Source organism: Streptomyces ficellus, assembly GCF_030406405.1.
In the GTDB taxonomy this organism is placed as follows: domain Bacteria; phylum Actinomycetota; class Actinomycetes; order Streptomycetales; family Streptomycetaceae; genus Streptomyces; species Streptomyces ficellus_B.
This window is the reverse complement of record NZ_JAUEPL010000046.1, coordinates 1-21,518: the sequence shown is the minus strand read 5'-3', so window position 1 is coordinate 21,518 and position 21,518 is coordinate 1. Positions and strand designations below refer to the sequence as shown.

The following is a 21,518-nucleotide window of genomic DNA, read 5'->3' as shown; positions in this document are numbered from 1 at the left end:
ACGCTCTCTGCGGGGCGGCCGGGTGCTCCCGGCCGCCCCGTCGCGTATCCACTGAGGCACCGGACGACTGGGGGTGGGGGCATGGCCTTCTGGGACAGCCTGTTGCGCAACAACAACGCGGCGCAGTTCGACTCGGGCAGCGCGTCGACGAACGCCATCGACCTGACCAAGCGCCGCCCGTCCGTCTCGCTCACCAAACAGGGCGCGGCCAACGGCAATCTGCGCGTCAACCTCTCCTGGCGGATGCGCACATCCGACATCGAAGGCAGGTCCAAGAACAGCGGCCGGCTGCTGCGGCACCCCCTCAAGCTCTTCAAGCCCGATGTGGTCCAGGCACACACTCAGGGCGTGGTCAATGTGGACCTGGACATCGGCTGCCTGTACGAGCTGGTGGACGGCACCAAAGGCGTGGTCCAGCCGCTCGGCGGCTTCTTCGGCGACCTCAACTCACCGCCGTATGTGAAACTCAGCGGCGATGACCGCTTCGGTGCGCCGTCCGGCGAGACGATCTTCGTCAATCTCGACCACCGCGAGTCCATCAAGCGGCTGCTGTTCTTCGTCTACATCTACGACCAGACGCCGGCCTTCGACCGTACGCACGCCACGATGACGCTCTACCCGAGCAACGGTCCGCGCATCGAGATAGAGCTCGACGAGCGCGCGCCCCAGGCCCGCTCCTGCGCGGTGTTCATGCTGGAGAACGTCAAGGGGGAGCTGGTGGTACGCCGCGAGGTGAGGTTCGTCTACGGCTTCCAGGCCGAGCTGGACCGGCTGTACGGGTGGGGTCTGCAGTGGGGGCGCGGCTTCAAGGCGGGCAAGGTCTGAGCCGGGCGTGGCGTCACCTCCGTACGAACTGCGGGCCCATCGGCGGCAGCCGGAAGTTCGGGTCCGGCGCGGGCGCGGCGGCCGCGGCGGGCTGCGGATAGCCGTACGCGGGCTGGGCGGGCGCGGGCTGTGCCGGGCCGGGGTGGGCGGCCTGGGGGTAGCCGTACGCGGGCTGAGGCGAACCGGCCTGGGGGTAGCCATAGGCCGGGGCGGCGGTGGGCACGGGGGGTGCCACCGGAGCCGGAGCCGGAGCGGGAGCCGGAGCCGGAGGTGCCGGAGTGGGTGCCGAAACCGGGGGTGCGGGAGCGGGTGCCGGGGCCGGGGGCGCGGGAGGTGTCGCGGGGGCGTCCGCTTCCGCGGCGCTGCGCGGCGCCGCATCCGCCTGGCCGGCCCGCTGTGCCTCGTCCGTTTCTTCCGTTTCTTCTGTCGCTTCCGTCTCGTCCACCGAGATGCCGAACGCCGTGGCGAGACCGATCAGCCCGGTCGGGTAACCCTGCCCCACCGCGCGGAACTTCCAGCCCTCACCCCGCCGGTACAGCTCGCCGCAGATGATGGCCGTCTCCTCGCCCGTCTCCGGCTTCACCTCGAAGACGGCCAGCGGCTCAGCGGCGCTCGCCCCGGCGTCGTACAGCAGGATTCGCAGATCCCGTACGTGCTCGAAGGTGTCGCCGTCCGACGACGCCGCCAGCACCACCTGGTCCACCGAGGCGTCCAGCCCCGCGAGATCTGCCTCGACCGTGTCGGTCAGCCCCTCCGTCACCCGCTTCTTCGACAGCCGCCGCACCAGACCGGAGGGATGACGCGGCTGGTTGTAGAAGACGAAGTCCTCGTCCGAACGCACCCGCCCGTCCGTGCCGAGCAGCAGGGCCGAGGCGTCCACGTCGGGGACCCCGGGACCGGGGGTCCAGCACAGTACGGCCCGTACGGCCGCGGCGTCGAGCGGGACGTTCGAGCCCTTCAGCATGGCGTGCGTCATGCCCGCCATCCTGCCTGCCCGCCCACGCCACGGACAACGCGGGGGCCGCGCGGCAGCGGCGAGAAGCGGACGAGTTACCTGAAGTTCATGCCCATGGGGAACCCGCGACACCGGTCCCTACGTACTATTACCGGCCACATGTCATCAGGGCCATCACGGCGGTACGGGGGACACTCATGCGTCATTTCGGGCATATCCCGGCTGCTGCCCGGGCCGGCCTCTTCCACCGGGAGCCCTGCGAGTTCACCGCCGGCTCCCCGGCCCGCGTGCTCGCGCCCGCCCTCGGCGCCACGCTCTACAGCCCCGCCACCCGGCCCCGGCTCGCCGACGACGTGATGAAGCAGGTCGGCCGCGGTGTGGTGTCGATGGTGCTGTGCCTGGAGGACTCCATCGACGACAGCGAGGTCGCGGGGGCCGAGGACAACCTGGTCCGGCAGTTCACCGACCTCCACGAGCGCGGCGGGGAACCGCCCCTGCTCTTCATCCGCGTCCGTGAACCGGGGCAGATGGCCGACCTCGTACGGCGGCTCGGACCTGCCGTACGGCTGCTGTCCGGATTCGTACTGCCGAAGTTCACCGAGGAGCGCGGCGGCGCCTTCATGGAGGCCCTGACGGCGGCCGAGAACGTATGCGATCAGCGGCTGTTCGCCATGCCCGTACTGGAGTCTCCCGAACTCCTCCACCTGGAGACCCGGCGCGAGACCCTCGCCGGGATCGCCCGAACCGTCGACAAGTACCGCGACCGCGTCCTCGCCCTGCGCCTCGGCGTCACCGACTTCTGCTCCGCGTACGGGCTGCGCCGCACGCCCGACATGACCGCGTACGACGTGAAGATCGTCGCCGGGGTCATCGCCGACGTCGTCAATGTGCTCGGCCGCTCCGACGGCACGGGCTTCACCATCACCGGGCCCGTGTGGGAGTACTTCCGGCTCGGCGAGCGCATGTTCAAGCCACAGCTGCGCCGCAGCCCCTTCATGGAGCAGCGCGCCGAAGAACTGCGCACCGCGCTGATCGAACACGACCTCGACGGGCTGCTGCGCGAGATCGAACTCGACCGCGCCAACGGCCTGCTCGGCAAGACCTGCATCCACCCCTCGCATGTGCTGCCCGTCCACGCGCTGTCCGTCGTCAGCCATGAGGAGTTCAGCGACGCCCAGGACATCCTGCGGCCCGAGCGTGGTGGAGGCGGGGTGCTGCGCAGTGCGTACACGAACAAGATGAATGAAGTGAAACCCCACCGTGCGTGGGCCGAGCGGACGCTTCAGCGGGCGGAGGTCTTCGGGGTCGCGAAGGAGGACGTCGGCTTCGTGGAGCTGCTCACGGCGGGACTGGTCAAGTGAATCCGGTGAGGTGTGGGGAGGGGAGCGGCAACGTGGCGGCGGTCTGGTCCGGGACGTGGGTGTCCGAGCGGCTCGGGGTCGAGCTGGTCGGGGACGCCTCCCTGCGCGAGCTGCTGGGCCTGGCGCTGCGGCGCAACCCCAAGCGGGCGCACCTGCTCGTCTCCCAGGTGCTGGGCAAGCACGTGCCGCAGAGCCCGGGCGTGGTGTGGCGGTCCGGTTACGGCCTGGGCGTGCGGGTACGGGAGCTGCTGGGCGCCGACGCCGCGCGGGCCGTGGTCCTGGGGTACGCGGAGACGGCGACAGGGCTCGGCCACTCGGTCGCCGACGGGCTGGCCGGCGCCCCGTACCTGCACTCCACGCGCCGCCCGGTCGCGGGCGTCGAGCAGGCGGGCGGCTTCGAGGAGGCCCACTCGCACGCCACCTCGCACCTGCTGCTGCCGGAGGACCCGGCGCTGTTGGCGGGGCCCGGGCCGCTGGTGCTGGTGGACGACGAGTTCTCCACCGGGAACACGGTGCTCAACACCGTGCGGGCGCTGCACGAGCGCTACCCGCGTGAGCGGTACGTGATCGTGGCCCTTGTCGACATGCGGTCGGACGCCGACCGGGGACGGCTGGCGGACTTCGCGGCCGAGATCGGCGCCCGGGTGGACCTGGTGACGCTGGCCGCCGGGACGGTACGGCTGCCGGAGGGGGTGCTGGAGAAGGGCCAGAAGCTGGTCGCGGAGTACGAGGCGAGGGCGTCGGAGGCCGGTATGGCTGCCCCTGGGGGTTCCGTGCGTCCCGAAGGTTCCGTGGGTGCGGGGGGTGCGGTGCGTCCCGGAGATTCCGTGCGCCCTGCGGGTGCGGTGGGTCCTGCCGGTGCGGTGGGTGCGGCGGATCCGGCGTGTCCCGGAGGTTCCGTGCTTCCTGCGGGTGCGGTGGGTGCGGCGGGTCCCGTGCGTTCCGCAGGTCCCGTGGGTCCCGGGGGCGCGGTGGGCGCCGCAGGTCCCGTGGGTCCCGCCTGTCCCGTGCGTCGCGTGCGGCGCGTGGACCTCGGGTGGCCGGCCGGCGTCCCGGATGGCGGCCGGCACGGCTTCACCCCGGAACACCGCGCCCGCCTGGACGCCGCCCTGCCCGGGATGGCGGCCCGCGTCGCCGAGGCGCTGGACGAGGCCACTCGGGGGGCCGCCACGGGGGGAGCCGCCACACCGGGGGCAGCCGCCTCGCGGGCGGTGCCGCGCGTGCTGGTGCTCGGGTGCGAGGAGCTGATGTACGCGCCGCTCGCGCTGGGCGTCGCGCTGGAGAAGCGCGGCGGCGCCGAGGTGCGGTACTCCACCACCACCCGCTCGCCCGTGCTCGCCGTGGACGACCCCGGCTACGCGATACGCACCCGGCTTGTCTTCCCCGCGCACGACGACCCGGCCGACGGGCCCGGTGACCGTTACGCGTACAACATCGCGGGCGCCGGCTTCGACGCGGTCGTCGCCGTCGTGGACTCCGCCGCCGACACGCCCGCCCTTCACGCCCCGGACGGCCTCCTGGCCCAGCTCGCCGCGCACATACCGCACGTGCTGCTCGCCGTCGTCCCGTCCCACACACCACGAGGTGCCCCGATGCCGTCCGAGCCGCCGACCGTACCGCTGCCCGAGCCCCTGCGCGGGCCCGCCTTCTCCTCGTACGCCCCGGACGAAGTCGGCTGGCTCCTCCAGGATCTCTCCGGCGTCGAGCTGGAAGCCCCCACCGAGGAGCGCGAGGAGGCCATCCAGAGCGGCGGCGCGCACTACGCCGAGTCGCTGCCGGTCGAGTACCAGCCGAGCGACCGCTACCAGGCGCTGTTCCACGCGGCGCTGAAGACCTCCGCCGCCCGCATCGCCCGCGCCGTGGGCACCGTCACCGAGACGGTCATCGCCGAGCGGTCGCCGCGCCCCGTGCTGGTGTCGCTGGCCCGCGCGGGCACCCCCGTCGGCGTACTCATGCGCCGCTGGGCGACCCACCGCCACGGCCTGGACCTGCCGCACTACGCCGTGTCCATCGTGCGCGGCCGGGGCATCGACGCCAACGCGCTGCGCTGGCTCCAGCGCAACCACGACCCCGCCGACGTGGTGTTCGTGGACGGCTGGACCGGGAAGGGCGCCATCACGCGCGAACTGGCCAACGCCCTCGCCGACTTCCCGGACTTCAACCCCGAGATCGCCGTCCTCGCCGACCCGGGCTCCTGCGTGCGCACCTACGGCACCCGCGAGGACTTCCTCATCCCCTCCGCCTGCCTCAACTCCACCGTCTCCGGCCTGATATCGCGCACCGTGCTCCGTGCCGACCTGGTCGGGCCCGGCGACTACCACGGCGCGAAGTTCTACCGCGAGCTCGCCGCCGCCGATGTGTCGAACGCCTTCCTGGACACCATCACCGCGCACTTCGACGAGGTCGTCGCCGCCGTCGACTCCGACGTCAAGGAGCTGCTGTCGGCGGACCGTTCGCCGACCTGGGAGGGCTGGGCCGCCGTCGAGCGGATCAGCGAGGAGTACGGCATCCACGACGTCAATCTGGTCAAGCCCGGCGTCGGCGAGACCACCCGCGTCCTGCTGCGCCGCGTCCCCTGGAAGATCCTCGCCAAGCGCGGCGCGGGCGCCGACCTCGACCACGTACGGCTGCTGGCCGGCCAGCGCGGCGTACCGGTGGAGGAGGCCGACGACCTGCCGTACACATGCGTCGGCCTGATCCACCCCACGTACACGCGCGGCGCGACGGGCGCCGACGGCAAGGCGGTGACCCGGCCGTGAAGACGCTCATCGCCAGCGACCTCGACCGCACCCTCATCTACTCGGCGGCCGCCCTCGGCCTGACCGGGCCGGACGCCGAGGCGCCACGCCTGCTGTGCGTCGAGGTGTACCAGCACAAGCCGCTGTCGTACGTGACCGAGGCCGCCGCCGCGCTGCTGACCGAACTGCCGCGCCACGCCGCATTCGTACCGACGACGACCCGCACGCGCGAGCAGTACCACCGCATCCGGCTGCCGGGACCGGCACCCGAGTTCGCGATCTGCGCCAACGGCGGGCACCTCCTCGTCAACGGCGTGTCCGACCCCGACTGGCGCCGCTCGGTCGCCGCGCGCCTCGCCGACGAGTGCGCCACGCTCGGCGAGGTCCGCGCCCACCTGCTGGCCGTCGCCGACCCGGCCTGGCTGCTCAAGGAACGGGTCGCCGAGGACCTCTTCGCGTACCTCGTCGTGGAGCGCGACCTGCTGCCCGAGGGGTGGATGAAGGAGCTGGCCGCGTGGGCCGCGCCCCGCGGGTGGGCCGTCTCCCTCCAGGGACGCAAGGTGTACGCCGTGCCGCAGCCGCTCACCAAGAGCGCCGCGGTGCGCGAGGTCGCCCGCCGCGCCGGGGCGGACCGTGTGCTGGCCGCCGGTGACTCGCTGCTCGACGCCGATCTGCTGCTGGCCGCCGACCGGGGCTGGCGGCCGGGGCACGGGGAGCTCGCGGAGTCCGGCTGGAGCGCCGCCCACGTCGACGTACTGGAGGAGCGGGGCGTGCTGGCGGGCGAGGAGATCCTGCGCCGCTTCAGCTCCGCCGTGCGCCCGTCCCCGGCCTGAGGACCCGTACGGCCACGAACGCCAGTACCGCGCCGGCCGCCACTACCAGCACCACCTTGGAGTACAGCGACACGTAGTGCGTGACCTGCTCCCAGTTGTCGCCGAGCGCGTAACCGGCGAGGACGAACGCGGTGTTCCACAACGCGCTGCCGAGCGTCGTCAGCCCGAGGAACACCGGCAGCGGCATCCGCTCGATGCCGGCGGGCACCGAGATGAGGCTGCGGAAGACCGGCACCATCCGCCCGAAGAACACCGCCTTGGTGCCGTGCCGCGTGAACCACGCCTCGGTCCGCTCGATGTCGGCGACCTTGACCAGCGGCATCTTGGCCGCGATGGCGACCGTACGGTCGCGGCCGAGCAGCGCGCCTGCCCCGTACAGCGCGAGCGCCCCGATGACCGACCCGGCCGTCGTCCACAGCAGCGCGGCGATCAGATCGATCCGGCCGGTCGCGGAGGCGAACCCGGCCATCGGCAGGATCACCTCACTGGGCAGCGGCGGGAAGAGGTTCTCCAGCGCGATCGCGATCCCCGCGCCGGGCGCGCCGAGCGTGTCCATGAGGCTGTTGATCCAGCGTTCCATGCCCCCACGCTAGGAACCCGGAGCTGAAGCCACCCTGAAGGCGGGCGCGGTCACCGCCTCGAAGGCGGGGCGACGGTTACCGCCTCGAGGGGGGCCACGGTCACCGCCCCGAAGGCGGGGCCACGGTTACCGCCTCGAAGGCGGGGCCACGGCTACGGCGCACGCACGGCCCGGGCGGTTTCCCGCATCGCCCGCCCGTTTCACGCATGCGCGGGCCGTTTCACGCATGGCCCGGCCCGTTTCCCGTACCGCCCGGGCTGTTTCAGCCGCAGCACCCGCCGCCGCAGCAGCCTCCCCCGCCGCCGGCGCCCTGAGCGGGCGCGGCCTTGGCCGTTCCTCCCACCGCGATGGCCGACAGCAGCTTGACGGTGTCGTCGTGGCCGGCCGGGCACGCGGCGGGGGCGGACGACTCGGCCATGGGGCGGTTGAGCTCGAAGCTGTCGCCGCAGGTGCGGCAGCGGTATTCGTAACGAGGCATGGCACCAGATTAGTGGCGCGATGAGCGGGGCGGTCAGTGCCCGCCGCCTCGCTCCTGGCGGATCATGTCGACCACGCGGTGGACCGCGTCCCGTACCGCCCCGGTCTCCCTCAGGAAGTGCCAGTAGTCCGGGTGGCGGCCCTCCAGCTGGGCGATCGCCCGCTCCAGCCGGGCCACCGAGTCGTCCAGGGGGCGGGCGTGGCGCGGATCGGGGGTGTTGCGGCCGGCCATGGCGAGCCGCTGGGCGTCACGGATCGCGAAGCGGGTTCGGTCGATCTCCGCCTGGGGGTCCTTGGCGACGGCGTTCAGTCGGTTCAGCCGCTCACCGGCAGCCGATACGGCCTCGTCGGTGCTGTTCAGCAGCGCCCGTACCGTCGCCAGGAGGGCGGTGGCGTCGGCCCAGCGCTGATCCTCCCGGGCACGGGTGGCCTCCTTGAGCTTCTCCTCGGCCTGGTGGACGTGCTTGCCCGCCTGCTCCGGCACGGGCTGGAGGTCCTGCCAGCAGGCGGCGGTGAACCGGCGGCGCAGCTCGCTGAGGACGGGCTCGACGGAGGCGGCGCGGTTGGCGAGGGCCTGCGCCCGGGTGCGCAGCGAGACCAGCCGCTTGTCGATCTCGGCGGCCCGCTCCGGGAGGCGCTCGGCCTCCATCCGTACGGCTTCGGCGTCGCGTACGACGCGGTCGGCCCGCTGCAACGTCTCTGCGACACCGTGCCGGCCGGCGCCCTGGTTGAGCTTGGTCAGCTCCGGCCCCAGCGCGGCGAGGCGCGCCGCGAGGTCGTCCGCGCGCAGTCCGGAGCCGCGCACCGCGTCGAGAGCGTTGCTCGCGGCCAGGAGCGCCGCTCTCGCCCGCTCCACGGCCGGCGCCAGCCGCGCCAGCTGCGTCTCCGCCTTGTCCAGCAGCGGGCCCAGCCCCTGTTCGAACCGGTCCAGCTCCCCCTTCACGCGTACGAGGTCGTCCTTGGCCCGGTTCAGCTCGCCGCGTGCCCGTGAGGCGACGGACGCCTCAAGATCGTCCCGGTCCAGGTCGTACGCGTCGACGGCCGTGATGTACGCATGGCTCACCTCGTCGATCCGCCGCCCGAGCGCGGCGAAGTCGTCCACCGCCCGCCGCGCGCCCGGCGACGCGTCCACCGCCGTGATCGTCTCGATCGAGATCCGCAGGTCCCGCTGGGCCGTGTCCAGCTCGTAGAACGCCGCCGCGGCGGCGTCCTTCGCGGCCTGCGCGTCGGCCCGCTGGCTCTCCCCGCGCCCGCCGAACCAGCGCCGCGTACCGCCCCCGGCGAACGCGCCGGGCAGCGCGGCGACCACCAACGGCACCGGCAACAACATCAGCGCGAGCACATCCTTCAGGTACCGCCGCGCGTGTGTCGCCGTCACATCCGCTCCCGTGCCGTCCGGCCGCCCCTGCCCGGTTCATTCTCCCACCAGGTAGGACGAACGCACGAGCCCGTTAGTTCGCGGTTCGGACGGTCACTTGCCCGTTCCCGCTCCGCGCCCTGACGGCATGACCACCGCCGACGTCGGTCGCGCCACCACCTTCACCTCCCCGGCGTACCGGGCCTGCCCGCCCGGCAGTTCGACGGAGGCGTCACCGTCCTCACCCACCGCCTCCACCCGGCCCGGCACGGGACCCGAGCCGTATCCGCCCCTTGCCCGACCGCGCCACCACGCTCTTCAAGGCCGCCCCCTCCACGCGCGCGCACAGCGCCTCCCTCCGGAACCCGAAGCCTCCAGCTCCACCGGCGCCCGTCCACATCGGCACCCCACACCCCCCGACCACACCGCGCATACGGTGTGCCCCACGAGGACCCCGCTACCGATGCCGGTCCGCTCTCACACCCTCACGCTACGTATCCCCGCCCTCCCCACGATCCGGCAACCCACCGTCCCGGTGCTGGGGCTACCCCCAGGTCCCGGCGGCCGAGGGCGATGGGTTTGCAGAATGCACCCGTGCGCCATGTACGCTGTTCACTCATTCCGGGTGCGTAGCTCAGGGGTAGAGCGCTGCTCTTACAAAGCAGATGTCGGCGGTTCGAAACCGTCCGCGCCCACCACGACGAAGGCCCCCAGCCGATCACGGCCGGGGGCCTTCGGCATCCCCGACTGCCACCCACGGCGGCAGCCACTCGGTGCGGGCGGCGCATCTCCCGAGGCTGTCGGCCTCACGCGCGGCGTGCCCCCGGCTGGCCGCCACAGTCGGGACCGGCCGGGGCGGTCGGTCAGCTCTTGGGCCGCGGCACCATGAAGCCGCGCGTAGGTCGGGGTTGCGGATCACGCGAGTCGGGCCGCTGCGTGCGCTTCCATGCTGCGACCAGGGCCGCGTATCGAGGGTCGATCCACTCAGCCATCACGACATCCTTTCCTCGTGTCGCAGCCTAGGTGACTAGCCCTTGGGCTTGGGGATGAGGACGATTGGGCCGGACTCGTCGGAGTGCTGGCACGAGGCGGCCACCCTGACGAGCTGGTCGTCAGGACTGCGCCAGAGGTCCCTGTCCACCTCGTACCCGGCCGCCTTGATCGCGGTGATGGTGCGCTCCAGTACGGCCTGGTTGGAGCGACCCGGGTCCGGCCGCTGGGGCAGGTGATGCACGAAGTTTCCGAAGCGTGCGCACAGCGAGTAGTACAGCGGGGTGTGCAGGATCAGGGCGTGCCATCCCTCGTCCACCGCACGCGACGGTACGAGGGCTTGGCCAGGGGCAGACGCGGCGGTGGCGACGAACGCGAGGGCGTCGGCAAGGATGCGTGAGGCCAGGTCCGGGTCCATGCCCGGGTTGTTGTCCAGGACGGTCGCGCGGACGTCGTTGAACACCACGTCGCTGAGCAAGGACCGTGCGTTGGGCATGGGCGTCTCCTGCTTGGTGGATGGGGTGTGGACCCGGCCGGCGGGGACGGGAATCCTGCGCACTGGCCGGGCTGTTCCAGCGGGCGCCCTGTCTTGCTCGCCGCCGGGCGCCGCGCTTCACCGCACGCGCTGGAAAGTCCGCGTGCGGGGCTTACCGGGGAGGTAGCTGCGCTCGTTGTCCAGGGTCACCCCGGCCTCGATGGCTGCCGCCTGCTGCTCGGCACTCGCCGGAGTCAGGCGGTGCTCGCGAAGGGTGGCCTCCCGCACCGAGCCGTCATGCCGTGCGGGTCCGTGGTGGAACCGAATCCGGTACAGCCCCGGGCCCAGGTCCATGGTGATGAGCCCGGTCCTGCCCTCGTGGACGACGTAGTCGCCGACCTTGTAGGTCATGACGCCGTCTCCATCAGCGGGGTGAGCCCACGCTGTTCGCGGCAGGGCGCGCATGCGTAGAGCTGCACGGGTGAGCCGGACTGACGCTCAACTCGCCGCACCGGCCGGGCGGTTCCGGAGGGGCCCTTGTGCCAGTGGCACCACTGCTCAGATGTCGCCCCGAGGGGCTGGATACCCGTCTCCATGACCAGGACCGTACGAGCGCGGATTGATCGATTGCTCGCCGATTGCGCGAGATTGCTCCCGCGGCTCGGGAGTTTGGCCGGGATTGCTCACACCGCGTCGAGGGCCGCCCGTGCACGACCGATCAACCGCTGCGCCCGATGCCCGTACACCGCCGGCTCGCCCAGCCAGTCCCAGGCCCGCTCGTACAGTCGGATCGAGTCCTCGTCGTCCAGCCACATCTCGGTGTTGATGGTCTCGACGATGACGAGCCGCTGATCGTAGATCCAGAATCCATGGCTGGGCGTGCGACGCAGCTGTGCTCCGAGCGGCACGATGCCGAGTTCCACGGTGTCCAGTCCGATGAGACTGATGAGGCGGTCCAACTGGGCGGCGTGCACGCCCGGCGGGGACGTGCGCACGTACAGGGCGCCTTCCCAGATGAGGAACCGGAACAGCTTGCCCGCCTCGTACAGCGCGTCCTGTCGGCGGATACGGGCCCGAACGGCTTCCTCGATGTCCTTGGGCACTTGCCGGAACTCGGCATTCGCCTCGAAAGTGTGCCGCGCGTAGTCGGCTGTCTGGAACAGGCCGGGGATACGGGCCACCTCGAAGCCGCGGATGGTCTTGGTGCTCACCGTTTCAGCGATCGCCAGTTCCTGCCGCGCGCGGTGTCCGCCCGCGAGCTGCCGTCGCCAGGACCTGTACTTGGTCTCAAGCCCCGTCAGGCGGCCCTTCAATTCGTCGGTCACGTCCGGTCGGCCGACTGCCGACGCCCACGCGCTCAGATCGGCTACGGATGGGGTCTGCTTGCCGTTCTCCAGGCGGGAGACTTTGGAGCGCTGCCAGCCAAGCCGCTCGGCCAGGCTCTTGCCGTCGAGGCCGGCCTCGGTGCGCAGCTCACGTAGCCGCGCGCCGAGGACTTCACGACCGTCTTGGAAGTCGGTGCTCACATAGTGGAACGTACCTGCCTGGCGAAGTCGGCGGTACGGACGGCATGATGCCAGGCTGTGTCACGGGCCTGGCAGGCGGCGAGGACCTCGGCGGGGTCCTCGCTGACGATGACGCCCATCGTCGTGTCGTTCTCGTCGAAAACGAATCGCACGAGGATGCGGGAGTCGAAGAGCCAGAAGTCCCAGTCCGGCAGGCCGAGATGCTCGGCGTCGGCGCGGCTCAGGTTACGGATGTCCTCGCCCGCACGGACGTTGCCCTGCCCGGACGCGAGGAGGAACCGCTGTCCGTCAGTCGGCGGGTCGTCCACAAGCCGGACCCGCTCGAACCGCTTGCCCTGCGCCACTTGCTCAGCGACGTTGCGGCGCCAGTCGTCGGCCGGTTCGGCAGCGATGTCCGCGCCGGCCTGCCATCGCTGCCACTTCCGCGCTGTTGCGGTCGGAGGCGTAGCCGCGACGGGTCTCCAGACGCCACGCTGCGTGCTTGAACTCGCGGAACAGGTGGGTGATGCTCGTGAAGGGCACCATGGGGGTGGGCGTGCCTCGGGGAGAAGCGGGTGAGCAGGCTGCGAGGGACGACCACGCACGTCTCGCTCTCCTTGAGGTCGCGGAGCCTGGCCAGGTGCTCGGGGTCGGTCACTCGGTCGCCTTGGACGAGGATGTCGCCCGTTGCCTCGATCTCGTACAGGGTGGGGCAGTCACCGTCATCGCTGGTCGTGCCGATGAACCTGAGCGTCATGTGGCCCTCCGGTGCAGGTCGCTGAGGCACCAGGATGCTCGGGCTAGCGATGGCGCACCCGTGGATTGCTTGAAATTGCGACACCTTGGCAGGGTGGGTCGGTTGCGCGCAAACGCTGGTCGGTCAGGCGAAGGCCTGCTCCAGAGCCCCAGCGATCGCCGCGTCGAGGTCACGGCTCGGTTAGCCATCAGGGGGCTCGGCCTGGAAGGCGGGACGCGCACAGGGCTGTTGCGCGGCGGGTGAGGAGCCGCCCGAGTCGCGTCGAGCTTGGTGGCCGCGAATCGGGCGGTGGTCTTTGGGTGATCTATGAACGGCCCTTTATGGAGCCGCTGGCCTGGACCGCATGCATGGTTTCAGGCGTTGGGGCGCTTGCCGTGGTTGGCGCGTTTGGTTTTGCGGGCGCGGCGCTTGTTTCCTCGCTTGGACATGTTGTACCTCCTAGCGTCACCTCAGTTTAGAACGCGCGCGAATAGGGTGCTCTTCCTTATTGCGGGGCTGCCCCGGCAGTGCTTACGGAGACCTTTTCGGCGCCGGATCGCTGCGCCCAGGAGGCCAGAGCATCAAGCGGCCGGGTTGAGGGCCGTGCGGCGGGCTCCGTACGTCGCGCGGCGGGGGGCGGGCCGCGCGTGCGACGGAGTGCACCTTTGTGGGACCGCCGTGCGCCCTGCACCGCTGGGGCCGGGGGCCGAGACTCTGGCGGGGCCGGATCACTCGGAGACAGGGGACGACATGGCTCGTACGCAGTCCAGGTGCGGTGGGCGTACCAAGGAGGGCGGGCGCTGCCGGCGGCTCGCCATGGTGGGGGCCTCGCGGTGCAACCTGCATCGCGGGGACTGGGCGACCTACACCATCGACCGGGACCGGGAGCGGGAAAAGAAAAGGGAGCGGAGGCGCACGCGGCCAAAGCCCTGACCTCGGGCAGCGGGCGGGCGCACACTGGGAGCATGTGCCGCAGCATCAAGACACTCCGTCCGCCCGTCCTCCCCACCGAGGCCACCGAGGAGGACATTCGCGCCGCCGCCCTGCAGTACGTACGCAAGGTGTCCGGCTTCCGCGCCCCCGCCGCCCACAACCGGGAGGTGTTCGAGCAGGCCGTCGCCGAGGTCACCGAGGCGACCCGCCGGCTGCTCGACGGCATCGAGGTGCGGGGCGGCGCGGGCAGGAGGCCGGTGGGGGAGGAGCGCGTCGGGGACGTGTGACCGGCGAGGCGTCCGGCGGCCTCGACGCAGGACGGGGACGGGGACGGGGACACGGGGACGAGGCCGGTGACAGGGCCGGTGACGGGGCCAGCGGTGGTCCGGGTGCGCGGCGGCAACGCCCCCGCGTGTGACCGGCGAGGCGGCGGGGGTCAGGAAGCCGGGGACGGCGACGGCGACGGGATCGGGGGGCGGCGGAGGACGTAGGTGGCGAGCGTGCCCGCCAGGGTGAGGGCCAGGGCCGAGACCGCCACGCCCGTCCAGGTGGCGCCCAGCCACTGGCCGCCGTAGTAGCCGAGGGCCACGCCGTACGAGGCCCAGGCCGCGCCCGCCAGCGCTGACCAGGGCAGGAACTGACTGGCCTTGCGGCGGGCCGCGCCCGCGGCCAGCGAGACGACCGAGCGGCCCGCCGGGGCGAACCGGGCAATGACGACCAGGGCGCCCCCGCCGCGCGCCAGGGCCGTGCCGAGACGTTCCTGCGCCGTGGTCAGGCGGCGCGAGCGGCCGATCGCCCGGTGCAGGCGGGAGCGGCCGCGCCAGGCGAGGCGGTACGCGACGAGGTCGCCGAGCAGGGACGCGGTGGCCGCGCAGAGGGCCAGCGCGAGGAGGGAGCCGTTGCCGGACGCGGCGGCCGTCGCGGCTGCGATCACCAGGATGCCGCTCGGCAGGACCGGCACGAACACGTCCAGCAGGACGGAGACGGCCACGGCCGCGTAGATCCATGGGCCGGCGGCCACGCTTTCGAGCACCTTCACTCCCCGGTCCCCCGAAGCGGGCGGCTGACAGGCGCACAGCGTACGCCGGACGGGCGCCCAGGTGATCACCCGGGCGGGGGACCTTGGCCCCGCGCCCGGGCGGGACCGAGGGGAAGCGTCAGGGGGAGCGTCGGGGGAGCGTCAGACGGCGACCGGCTCGCGCTTCTCCGCACGCTCCGGCGCCGAGAAGAGGGCGTCCAGGGACAGCGCGCCCGGGCCCGTGAAGACCAGCAGCAGCAGCGCCCAGCAGAACATGGCCGACGCCTCGCCGCCGTTCGCCATGGGGAACAGGGCCTGCGGCTGGTGCACCGTGAAGTACGCGTACGCCATCGACCCCGAGGCGATCAGCGCGGCGGCGCGGGTGCCCAGGCCGAGCAGCACGAGCGCGCCGCCGACGAGCTGGATCACGGCCGCGTACCAGCCGGGCCAGCTGCCGGCCGGGACCGTGCCGCCGCTGCCGTCCGCGCCGCCCAGGACGCCGAAGAGCGAGGCGGCGCCGTGGCACAGGAACAGCAGGCCGACGACTATGCGGAACAGGCCCAGTGCGTAGGGGCGGGCTGTATCGAGGTGCGCGGTGATGGAGGGCATGGGGGATCCTTCGGTTTGGGACGGAACCGACGAGCCCTAGGTTAGGCAGTCCTCATCGATACTTGCTAGTTCAACACTTGAATGTGTGAAATTATCCGGGACGGTGGCGCGCAGGGCCGCCCGGGCCACCGCGTCCGTGTCGGCGAGGGTCACCGAGTCGACGCCCGGCCTGGCGCCCGCGGCCGTGACCCAGTGCACGCCCTCGGTGGGGACGCCGAGCGCGAAGCGCCGCGCGTGCGCCCTGCCCTGAGCGTCGATCAGGCGGTACGGGGACGGAGTGACGTCCAGTCCCCCGGTGTCGTAACCGTCGACGACGTGCGTCCGGCACTGGCCGTCCGCCAGCAGGCGGGTGAGCAGTTCGTCGCCCGTGCGCCGCAGGTCGGGCTCCGGAAGCCGCGCCTCGATCAGTGTGGTCGCCGTCACGGCCGAACCGGGTACGGCGGGCGATTCCGCGATGAACACGCCGTTCTCTCCGCGTACCTCCATGCCCGGGCCGATCACGTCCAGCACGCCCGCCTCGAGCAGGGCCGTCATCTCCTCGATCCGGCGGCGCGGCGGGCCGATCGAGAGGAAGGCGTTCAGCGGCGTGTACCAGCGGTCCAGGTGGTCGCGGCGCGACGCCCCGGACAGCCCCGAGTGGTCCACGATCTGCCGCAGCTCGTTGCGGATGTCGCGCAGCACGTCCAGCGCGGCCTTCACGGGACCCGCCACATTGCCGAGCGCCGCCTCGGCCGCGTCCCGGCGCAGGTGCGCCAGCAGCCACGTACGGAAGCCGTCCGGCGAGCGGAACGTTTCGCCCGCGTACGGGCGGGAGATCCGCTCCCAGGACCAGCGGTCGTGCTCGGCGATGGCGTAGGCGTCGAGGGCTTCCTCCGGGGCGTCGAGGAAGTGCGAGCGGAAGCCGGGGGCGTCGGGCAGGAGGGTTGAGTAGTACGTCGCCTCGACCTCCTTCGCCACCAGCGGCCATATCTCGGCCAGGAAGTCCGGCGGGTCACCCGCGTCCGCCCGCTTGCGGAAGGTCTCGATGACGTCCGGCGTCAGCAGCAGCGGCTGGTGCCGGGCCGACGCGCCCTTCTCGTTGTCGCCGCGCGCCTGGTACGGCACCCCCCGCCGAGAACCGGCGTACAGGCGGGGCTCACGGCCCGAGGGGCGGTACGTCAGCCCCCCGCCGCCGTCGCCGTCCCCGCTCCGTACGAATGTGCCGCCGCGGCCCACCGTCAGCAGCGCCATGTGGTCGAAGAAGTTCAGCCCCAGGCCCCGCAGCAGCACCGGCTCGCCGGGCGCGATCGGCGTGAGGTCGAGGTCCGCGGGGTTGGCGGGCGGCAGGTGCCGCAGGCCGTGCCGGGCCGCGTACGCACCCAGGTGCGCCGGGGCCTGGGCGGCCGACGACGGAAGGTGGCCTTGGGCCAGGACCACCGCGCCGAGGCCGGTCAGTACAGTGCCGTCGTCCAGCACGAGCCGCTGCGCACCCGCGCCGCCCTCCAGCCGTACCGCACGCGCCCGGTGGACCCGGACGGTCACCTCCGGCGGGGCCTCGCGCACCGTGCGGGCGAACGCCCACTCCAGATAGGCGCCGTAGCACGCGCGCGTGGGGTAGTCGTCGGGGCCGAGCGGATACGAGCGGGCGACGGCCCACTCGTACAGGCTCGGCCCCCGGCGTATCGGACCCTCGCAGCTCACACTCTCGTCGGTGAAGACCGTCACCTGGCACGCCACCGTGTTCATCAGCAGCTCGGCCGGCTGGTCGGTGCGCCAGACGCGGCCCGCCCCCGGCGGGGACGGGTCGATGACATGGACGGTCAGCGGGGTCCCCGCGGCCAGTTCCGGGACGGAGGCGCACAGTCTCTCCAGCACCGAAGTGCCGCGGGGACCCGCGCCGACCAGGGCTATGGCATGCGGAACTGCTGACAAGACTCGGACTCCCGGGGCAGGCGGGTGCGGCAAGCGGAAGGCTCATCATGCCGTTGCCGCGCGCCCCGCCGAACCCCTGGGTGGAGGATGACCCTCCGCTGTGGGCCAGATCACGGGCCTTCGCCCCGGACGTTCACCGGACGTTCACAGCGCGGACCTCCACAGCCGGGTGGTTCACGGCCGGGATGCTCGCGGCTCGGCCGGTTCACGGCCTGGTGGTTCACGGCCGGGATGTCGCAGCTCGGGCGTTCACAGCCTGGTGGTACGCGGCCGGGAAGTTCGCGGCTCGGGCGTTCACAGCCTTGTGGTCCGCGGCTCGGTGGTTCACAGCTTGTGGTTTACAGCTCGCTGTTCACGGCCTGTGTTCAACGGCTCGCTGTTCACGGCTCGGTGGTTCACAGCCTGGTGGTTCGCGACCCGGTGGGTCACAGCGTACGCGGATGGTGTCGCCGATGCCTTCGTTCAGGAGCCGTTGCCGGAGGTGACGCCGAGGTCGGCCTTCCCTGTGCTTCACGGCTCGGTGGTTCGCAACTCGGCGGTACAGAGACCGGCCGGTTCGCAGCCCCCGCCCGGTTCTCGGCCCGGCCGGTTCACTGTCCCCGGCCGGTTCACTGCTCCGACCGGTTCCGCGCGCCCGGTTCACTGCTCGGCGTCAGGGACCTCGTCTGTACGGTGACGAGCCCGGCGCCCTCGCGGGCCTGCTCCAGCCGCAGTTCCGCCGACCGCCCCCGCAGCGTCAGCGTCATCAGCTGGTTGCCGAACCACGGCCCGCCCGTCCGGCGCCAGTCCACCCGCGGCCGCCCCGCCCGCCCGTGCCGCAGCAGGACGCGCCCGAGCCACCGTCCCACCGGGCTCCAGCCCAGCCGGAACGCGACGCGCAGCACCAGCGGGATCCCGTTGTGCACCGGCGAGCAGGTCAGCTGGACCACCCGCGCCCCGGGCTCCTCGCCCGCGGGCCACGCGGGTTCCGCGACGTACGCGTGGTGCACGTCGCCCGACATGACGCATACCGTCGCCGGCGCCTGGGGGCCCTCGCCCGCCCGCGCGAGCAGCCGCGTCAGCCGCTCGAAGGACTCGGGAAACGCCGACCAGTGCTCCAAGTCCGCGCCACGGCGCAGCCGTTCGGACAGCCGCCCCCAGCGCGGGCCGCGCTCACCGCGGCACAGCGCGGCGTTCCAGGTCTCCGCGCCGTGCATCAGGGGCGGCAGCAGCCATGGCAGCGAGGTTCCCACCAGCAGGTGGTCGCGGCCGGAGAGGCCCTCCAGCGCCTGCTCCTCCAGCCACTGTGCCTCGTCCTCGTCGTGCATGGCCCGCTTCTGCTCGTCCAGCACGCGCGCCGCCCGGGTGTCGACCATCAGCAGCCGGGTCCGGCCGAAGTCGCGCCGGTAACTCCACCGCACCCGGGCCGGATCGGCTTCGGCCTCGGCGGCGTACCGGCGCAGTGGCTCCGTCCCGTCGTCCGCCGCGCGCACGGCCGCGTACAGCGGGTCGGCGTCCAGTTCGTCGGGGGAGAGGTTGCCCAGGTGCTGGTGGACCCAGTACGACATCAGCCCGCTGAGGATCCGCTCCCGCCACCAGTCGGTGCGCCGCATGTCCGCGACCCAGGCCGCGCTGGTGTTCCAGTCGTCGATCACATCGTGGTCGTCGAAGATCATGCAGGTGGGGACGGTGGAGAGCAGCCAGCGCACACCGGGGTCGAGCCAGGACTCGTAGTAGAGGTGGGTGTACTCCTCGTAGTCGGCGACCTGCGCCCCCGGCTCCTCGTTCAGGTCGCGCCGGCCGGCCAGCCATTGGCGTGTCGCCTCCGACGTCTCGTCCGCGTACACCTGGTCGCCCAGCAGGAGCAGCACATCGGGGCGCACCGGGTCGGACCGTACGTGGCCGGGGCCGGGGTCGGCGGCCAGCCGGGAGGCGAGCGTGTCGAGGGCGTCCGGGCCGACCGGGTCCTCGCCGCCGGCGGGCGGAGCGGCCCAGCGGCACGACCCGAAGGTGACGCGGACGCCGGTGGTGTCGGGCCCCGGCGTGGTGATGGTGCTGGCGGGGTACTGCCAGTCGGCGGGCGGCCACACGCGGTGGCCGTCGAGCAGCACCTCGTACGAGGTGGTCGAGCCGGGCGTCAGGCCGGTGACGGGGATCAGGGCGTAGTGGTGACCGGCCACCTGGAAGGTGCGTACGCTGCCGCCGGCGCCGTCCGCGCACCGCACCTCGGCCGTGCGCGGCCCATCGGTCTCGACCCAGACGGTCGCCCGGTCGCCGCGGTCCCAGTCGACATACCGCAGCAGTGGTCCCAACCGCAGTCCGGCTGCCATGCCCGGCCTCCTCCGTCGCCCGTACTTCTGTACGGTACGGGGCGACGGAGGGCGAGGGAACCGGTGGGCTCCGTCGGTCGCCCGAGATCAGCAGCCGTTGAGCACGGACTGCAGTGCGCTCTTCTCCGCCGAGTCCAGGCTCAGGTTCCAGTGGTACTTCACGTGCACCCACATCCGGGCGTAGGTGCAGCGGTACGTGGTGCGCGGCGGCAGCCACTCGGCCGGGTCGAGGTCGCTCTTGGCCTGGTTGACGTCGTCGGTCACCGCGATGAGCTGCGGGCGGGTGAGGTCGTTGGCGAACGCCTGGCGCTGCGAGGTGGTCCACGCGTTGGCGCCGGAGCGCCACGCCTCGGCGAGGGCGACGACGTGGTCGATGTCGACGTCGGAGGCGGCGGTCCAGGTGGCGCCGTCGTACTCGGAGAACCAACTGCCTCTCACCGCCGCGCAACTGGAGTCCTGGTCGACGTTGACGCCGTCCCGCTTGAGGACGACCTCGCGGGTGTTGCAGCTGCCGGACTGGGTGATCCAGTGCGGGAACAGGTCGCGGCTGTAACCACTGGAGGAACCTTCCGCCTTGACCGTGAGCTGACCGAGGTACGTACGGGCGGTGGAGGCGCTGATCGGGGTCGGCGGAGCGGCCTGGGCGGCGGGTGCGGTGGCCAGGACGCCGGTGGCGGCCAGGGCGGCGGACGCGGCGAGCACGGCGGTTCGACGGGCTATTCGACGCGCGTAGACACCGGACATGCGAACTCCTTCAGGGGTGGGGGGCCTTGGCCTGTTCCCGCCCGGGCGGGCGGCTCGGCCATGGTTGCGGCGCCAGGTTTCGGTGGGGGGTGCGCCAGGTAACAGCCTGACGACATGGGCACGTCAGATCAAGGGGCTGACGGGCAGACATATGGGGCGTGCGGGAGCGGGTTTGGGCGGGACGGGCCTGGACGGCGTCAGCTCGGGCCACCGCTGACGTCCCGGCAGATGGCGTCCGCCGGTAGATGGCGTTCGCCGATGTCCGCCAGTAGATCGCGTTCACCGGCGTCCGCCGGTAGATGGCGTTCGCCGACGTCCGCCGGTAGATCGCGTTCGCCGGCGTCCCGGCAGATCGCGCTCCCCGCTCTAGGGTTGACGCGTGCTGCTGCCCGTCAACGTCACCTTCGGGGCCGTTCTCGCCGTCCTGCTCGCCGTCGCCGCCACCGTCGCAGCCCTCGCCCACCTCCGGCCGCCGCGCGAGATCGTCACCGCGGGAGTGCGCGCTGCCGTACAGCTGGGCGCCGTGTCGCTGGTCATCGGGTGGGTCGTTCGTTCCGTACCGCTGCTGCTGGCCTTCCTGCTGCTGATGTACGCGGTCGCGGTACGCACGGCCGGGCGCCGCGTCACGTCCAACGGCACCTGGTGGTGGGCGGCCGTGCCCATCGCCGCCGGGGTCGTCCCGGTCGTCGCCGCGCTGGTGCTCACGGGGCTCGTCCCGGTCAAGGGCATCGCGCTGATCCCGGTGACCGGCATCCTGATCGGCGGGGCGCTCACGGCGACGGTGCTCGGCGGGCGGCGCGCCCTGGACGAGCTCGGTACGCGGCACGGCGAGGTGGAGGCGGGGCTCGCGCTCGGGATGCTGGAGCGGGACGCGCGGCTGGAGGTGGCCAGGGAGGCGGCCGCGGACGCGTTGCTGCCGGGGCTGGACCAGACGCGGACGGTGGGGCTCGTCACACTGCCGGGCGCGTTCGTCGGGATGCTGCTGGGCGGGGCGTCACCGCTGCTGGCGGGCGCGGTGCAACTGTTCGTCCTGGACAGCTGCCCGCCGCCGCGTCGATCCGCAGCGCCACGGCGCACGCCTCGGGGGTCAGCGTCTGGCCGGGCTGTATCGCGAACGGTGTCACCGCCGCGTCGGCCAGGCGCAGGCACTCGGGGAAGCGCA

Annotated in this window: 22 protein-coding genes and 1 tRNA gene; 7 read left to right on the top strand and 16 right to left on the bottom strand. The window is 72.4% G+C overall.

Features of this window, described 5'->3' with window-relative positions:
- Positions 1–81: 81 nt before the first annotated feature.
- Positions 82–825, top strand: coding sequence for a TerD family protein (locus tag QWM81_RS24725; RefSeq protein WP_290114548.1), 744 nt, complete (start codon positions 82–84; stop codon positions 823–825).
- Between the two features lie 13 nt (positions 826–838).
- Here QWM81_RS24725 and QWM81_RS24720 read toward each other — a convergent pair whose 3' ends face one another.
- Positions 839–1,801, bottom strand: a complete 963-nt coding sequence (locus QWM81_RS24720; RefSeq protein ID WP_435372449.1) for a TerD family protein — start codon at positions 1,799–1,801, stop codon at positions 839–841.
- Between the two features lie 176 nt (positions 1,802–1,977).
- Between QWM81_RS24720 and QWM81_RS24715 the strand changes: the two genes are divergently transcribed.
- The 3 genes from QWM81_RS24715 to QWM81_RS24705 are packed head-to-tail and all read left to right on the top strand — an operon-like array spanning position 1,978 to position 6,712.
- Complete coding sequence (locus tag QWM81_RS24715) at positions 1,978–3,141, top strand: HpcH/HpaI aldolase/citrate lyase family protein (protein WP_290114546.1); 1,164 nt, start codon at positions 1,978–1,980, stop codon at positions 3,139–3,141.
- A gap of 32 nt (positions 3,142–3,173) precedes the next feature.
- Entirely contained in the window at positions 3,174–5,900 is a 2,727-nt protein-coding gene (locus QWM81_RS24710) for a phosphoribosyltransferase (RefSeq protein ID WP_290114545.1), read from the top strand.
- The gene (locus QWM81_RS24705; RefSeq protein ID WP_290114543.1) at positions 5,897–6,712 is read left to right on the top strand and encodes an HAD family hydrolase; all 816 of its coding nucleotides are present in this window, start codon (positions 5,897–5,899) and stop codon (positions 6,710–6,712) included. The genes QWM81_RS24710 and QWM81_RS24705 overlap by 4 nt, the downstream gene beginning before the upstream one ends.
- Here QWM81_RS24705 and QWM81_RS24700 read toward each other — a convergent pair.
- The 4 genes from QWM81_RS24700 to QWM81_RS24685 all read right to left on the bottom strand — a co-directional run bounded on the left by QWM81_RS24700 (position 6,681) and on the right by QWM81_RS24685 (position 9,375).
- Positions 6,681–7,292: a DedA family protein gene (locus tag QWM81_RS24700; RefSeq protein ID WP_290114542.1), complete on the bottom strand. Its 612-nt coding sequence runs from the start codon at positions 7,290–7,292 to the stop codon at positions 6,681–6,683. The genes QWM81_RS24705 and QWM81_RS24700 overlap by 32 nt on opposite strands.
- 262 nt (positions 7,293–7,554) lie before the next feature.
- A complete protein-coding gene (locus QWM81_RS24695) occupies positions 7,555–7,770 on the bottom strand; it encodes an FmdB family zinc ribbon protein (RefSeq protein ID WP_290114541.1) in 216 nt (71 codons plus the stop codon).
- A gap of 33 nt (positions 7,771–7,803) precedes the next feature.
- Complete coding sequence (locus tag QWM81_RS24690; protein WP_435372448.1) at positions 7,804–9,147, bottom strand: hypothetical protein; 1,344 nt, start codon at positions 9,145–9,147, stop codon at positions 7,804–7,806.
- Between the two features lie 93 nt (positions 9,148–9,240).
- A complete protein-coding gene (locus tag QWM81_RS24685) occupies positions 9,241–9,375 on the bottom strand; it encodes a hypothetical protein (RefSeq protein ID WP_290114539.1) in 135 nt (44 codons plus the stop codon).
- A gap of 374 nt (positions 9,376–9,749) precedes the next feature.
- Between QWM81_RS24685 and QWM81_RS24680 the strand changes: the two genes are divergently transcribed.
- Positions 9,750–9,824, top strand: a tRNA-Val gene (locus QWM81_RS24680).
- Positions 9,825–10,153: 329 nt separating this feature from the next.
- Here the strand turns inward: QWM81_RS24680 and QWM81_RS24675 are convergent.
- The 6 genes from QWM81_RS24675 to QWM81_RS29305 form a co-directional block, all read right to left on the bottom strand.
- On the bottom strand, positions 10,154–10,612 hold the full coding sequence (locus QWM81_RS24675; RefSeq protein WP_290114538.1) for a glycine-rich domain-containing protein: 459 nt from the start codon (positions 10,610–10,612) through the stop codon (positions 10,154–10,156).
- A gap of 117 nt (positions 10,613–10,729) precedes the next feature.
- Positions 10,730–11,002: a hypothetical protein gene (locus QWM81_RS24670; protein ID WP_290114536.1), complete on the bottom strand. Its 273-nt coding sequence runs from the start codon at positions 11,000–11,002 to the stop codon at positions 10,730–10,732.
- 272 nt (positions 11,003–11,274) lie between these two features.
- Positions 11,275–12,117 carry a helix-turn-helix domain-containing protein gene (locus QWM81_RS24665; protein ID WP_290114535.1) on the bottom strand — a complete coding sequence of 281 codons (843 nt, stop codon included), beginning with the start codon at positions 12,115–12,117 and terminating at the stop codon, positions 11,275–11,277.
- Positions 12,114–12,509 (bottom strand): DUF6879 family protein, encoded by a 396-nt coding sequence (locus QWM81_RS29210; protein WP_353938342.1) that lies wholly within the window; start codon positions 12,507–12,509, stop codon positions 12,114–12,116. Before QWM81_RS29210 ends, QWM81_RS24665 begins: the two co-directional genes overlap by 4 nt.
- Positions 12,466–12,642, bottom strand: a complete 177-nt coding sequence (locus tag QWM81_RS29205) for a DUF6879 family protein (RefSeq protein ID WP_353938341.1) — start codon at positions 12,640–12,642, stop codon at positions 12,466–12,468. The genes QWM81_RS29210 and QWM81_RS29205 overlap by 44 nt, the downstream gene beginning before the upstream one ends.
- Positions 12,643–13,206: 564 nt before the next feature.
- A complete protein-coding gene (locus QWM81_RS29305; RefSeq protein ID WP_435372452.1) occupies positions 13,207–13,281 on the bottom strand; it encodes a 50S ribosomal protein bL37 in 75 nt (24 codons plus the stop codon).
- A gap of 516 nt (positions 13,282–13,797) precedes the next feature.
- Between QWM81_RS29305 and QWM81_RS24655 the strand changes: the two genes are divergently transcribed.
- The gene (locus QWM81_RS24655) at positions 13,798–14,052 is read left to right on the top strand and encodes a DUF2277 domain-containing protein (protein WP_290114534.1); all 255 of its coding nucleotides are present in this window, start codon (positions 13,798–13,800) and stop codon (positions 14,050–14,052) included.
- Positions 14,053–14,201: 149 nt separating this feature from the next.
- Here the strand turns inward: QWM81_RS24655 and QWM81_RS24650 are convergent, their stop codons facing one another.
- The 5 genes from QWM81_RS24650 to QWM81_RS24630 form a co-directional block, all read right to left on the bottom strand.
- A complete protein-coding gene (locus tag QWM81_RS24650; protein ID WP_290114580.1) occupies positions 14,202–14,798 on the bottom strand; it encodes a DedA family protein in 597 nt (198 codons plus the stop codon).
- Positions 14,799–14,945: 147 nt separating this feature from the next.
- A complete protein-coding gene (locus QWM81_RS24645) occupies positions 14,946–15,392 on the bottom strand; it encodes a DoxX family protein (RefSeq protein ID WP_435372447.1) in 447 nt (148 codons plus the stop codon).
- A 36-nt stretch (positions 15,393–15,428) separates the two neighbouring features.
- Positions 15,429–17,303, bottom strand: a complete 1,875-nt coding sequence (locus QWM81_RS24640; protein ID WP_290114533.1) for an FAD/NAD(P)-binding protein — start codon at positions 17,301–17,303, stop codon at positions 15,429–15,431.
- Between the two features lie 608 nt (positions 17,304–17,911).
- Positions 17,912–19,612, bottom strand: coding sequence for an alkaline phosphatase D family protein (locus tag QWM81_RS24635; RefSeq protein WP_290114532.1), 1,701 nt, complete (start codon positions 19,610–19,612; stop codon positions 17,912–17,914).
- 87 nt (positions 19,613–19,699) lie between these two features.
- Entirely contained in the window at positions 19,700–20,356 is a 657-nt protein-coding gene (locus tag QWM81_RS24630) for an HNH endonuclease family protein (protein ID WP_290114530.1), read from the bottom strand.
- A 379-nt stretch (positions 20,357–20,735) separates the two neighbouring features.
- Here QWM81_RS24630 and QWM81_RS24625 point away from each other — a divergent pair.
- Positions 20,736–21,518, top strand: a 783-nt coding sequence (locus QWM81_RS24625; RefSeq protein WP_290114529.1) for an ABC transporter permease, incomplete at its 3' end; no start/stop codon positions are given.

Excerpts from the sequence above, each read along its gene's own strand:
- QWM81_RS24630 (WP_290114530.1), bottom strand. The coding sequence starts at position 20,356 with ATGTCCGGTGTCTACGCGCGTCGAATAGCCCGTCGAACCGCCGTGCTC.
- QWM81_RS24670 (WP_290114536.1), bottom strand. The coding sequence starts at position 11,002 with ATGACCTACAAGGTCGGCGACTACGTCGTCCACGAGGGCAGGACCGGG.
- QWM81_RS24675 (WP_290114538.1), bottom strand. The coding sequence starts at position 10,612 with ATGCCCAACGCACGGTCCTTGCTCAGCGACGTGGTGTTCAACGACGTC.
- QWM81_RS24635 (WP_290114532.1), bottom strand. The coding sequence starts at position 19,612 with ATGGCAGCCGGACTGCGGTTGGGACCACTGCTGCGGTATGTCGACTGG.
- QWM81_RS24645 (WP_435372447.1), bottom strand. The coding sequence starts at position 15,392 with ATGCCCTCCATCACCGCGCACCTCGATACAGCCCGCCCCTACGCACTG.
- QWM81_RS24720 (WP_435372449.1), bottom strand. The coding sequence starts at position 1,801 with ATGACGCACGCCATGCTGAAGGGCTCGAACGTCCCGCTCGACGCCGCG.
- QWM81_RS24725 (WP_290114548.1), top strand. The coding sequence starts at position 82 with ATGGCCTTCTGGGACAGCCTGTTGCGCAACAACAACGCGGCGCAGTTC.
- QWM81_RS24695 (WP_290114541.1), bottom strand. The coding sequence starts at position 7,770 with ATGCCTCGTTACGAATACCGCTGCCGCACCTGCGGCGACAGCTTCGAG.
- QWM81_RS24655 (WP_290114534.1), top strand. The coding sequence starts at position 13,798 with ATGTGCCGCAGCATCAAGACACTCCGTCCGCCCGTCCTCCCCACCGAG.
- QWM81_RS24715 (WP_290114546.1), top strand. The coding sequence starts at position 1,978 with ATGCGTCATTTCGGGCATATCCCGGCTGCTGCCCGGGCCGGCCTCTTC.
- QWM81_RS24700 (WP_290114542.1), bottom strand. The coding sequence starts at position 7,292 with ATGGAACGCTGGATCAACAGCCTCATGGACACGCTCGGCGCGCCCGGC.
- QWM81_RS29205 (WP_353938341.1), bottom strand. The coding sequence starts at position 12,642 with ATGGTGCCCTTCACGAGCATCACCCACCTGTTCCGCGAGTTCAAGCAC.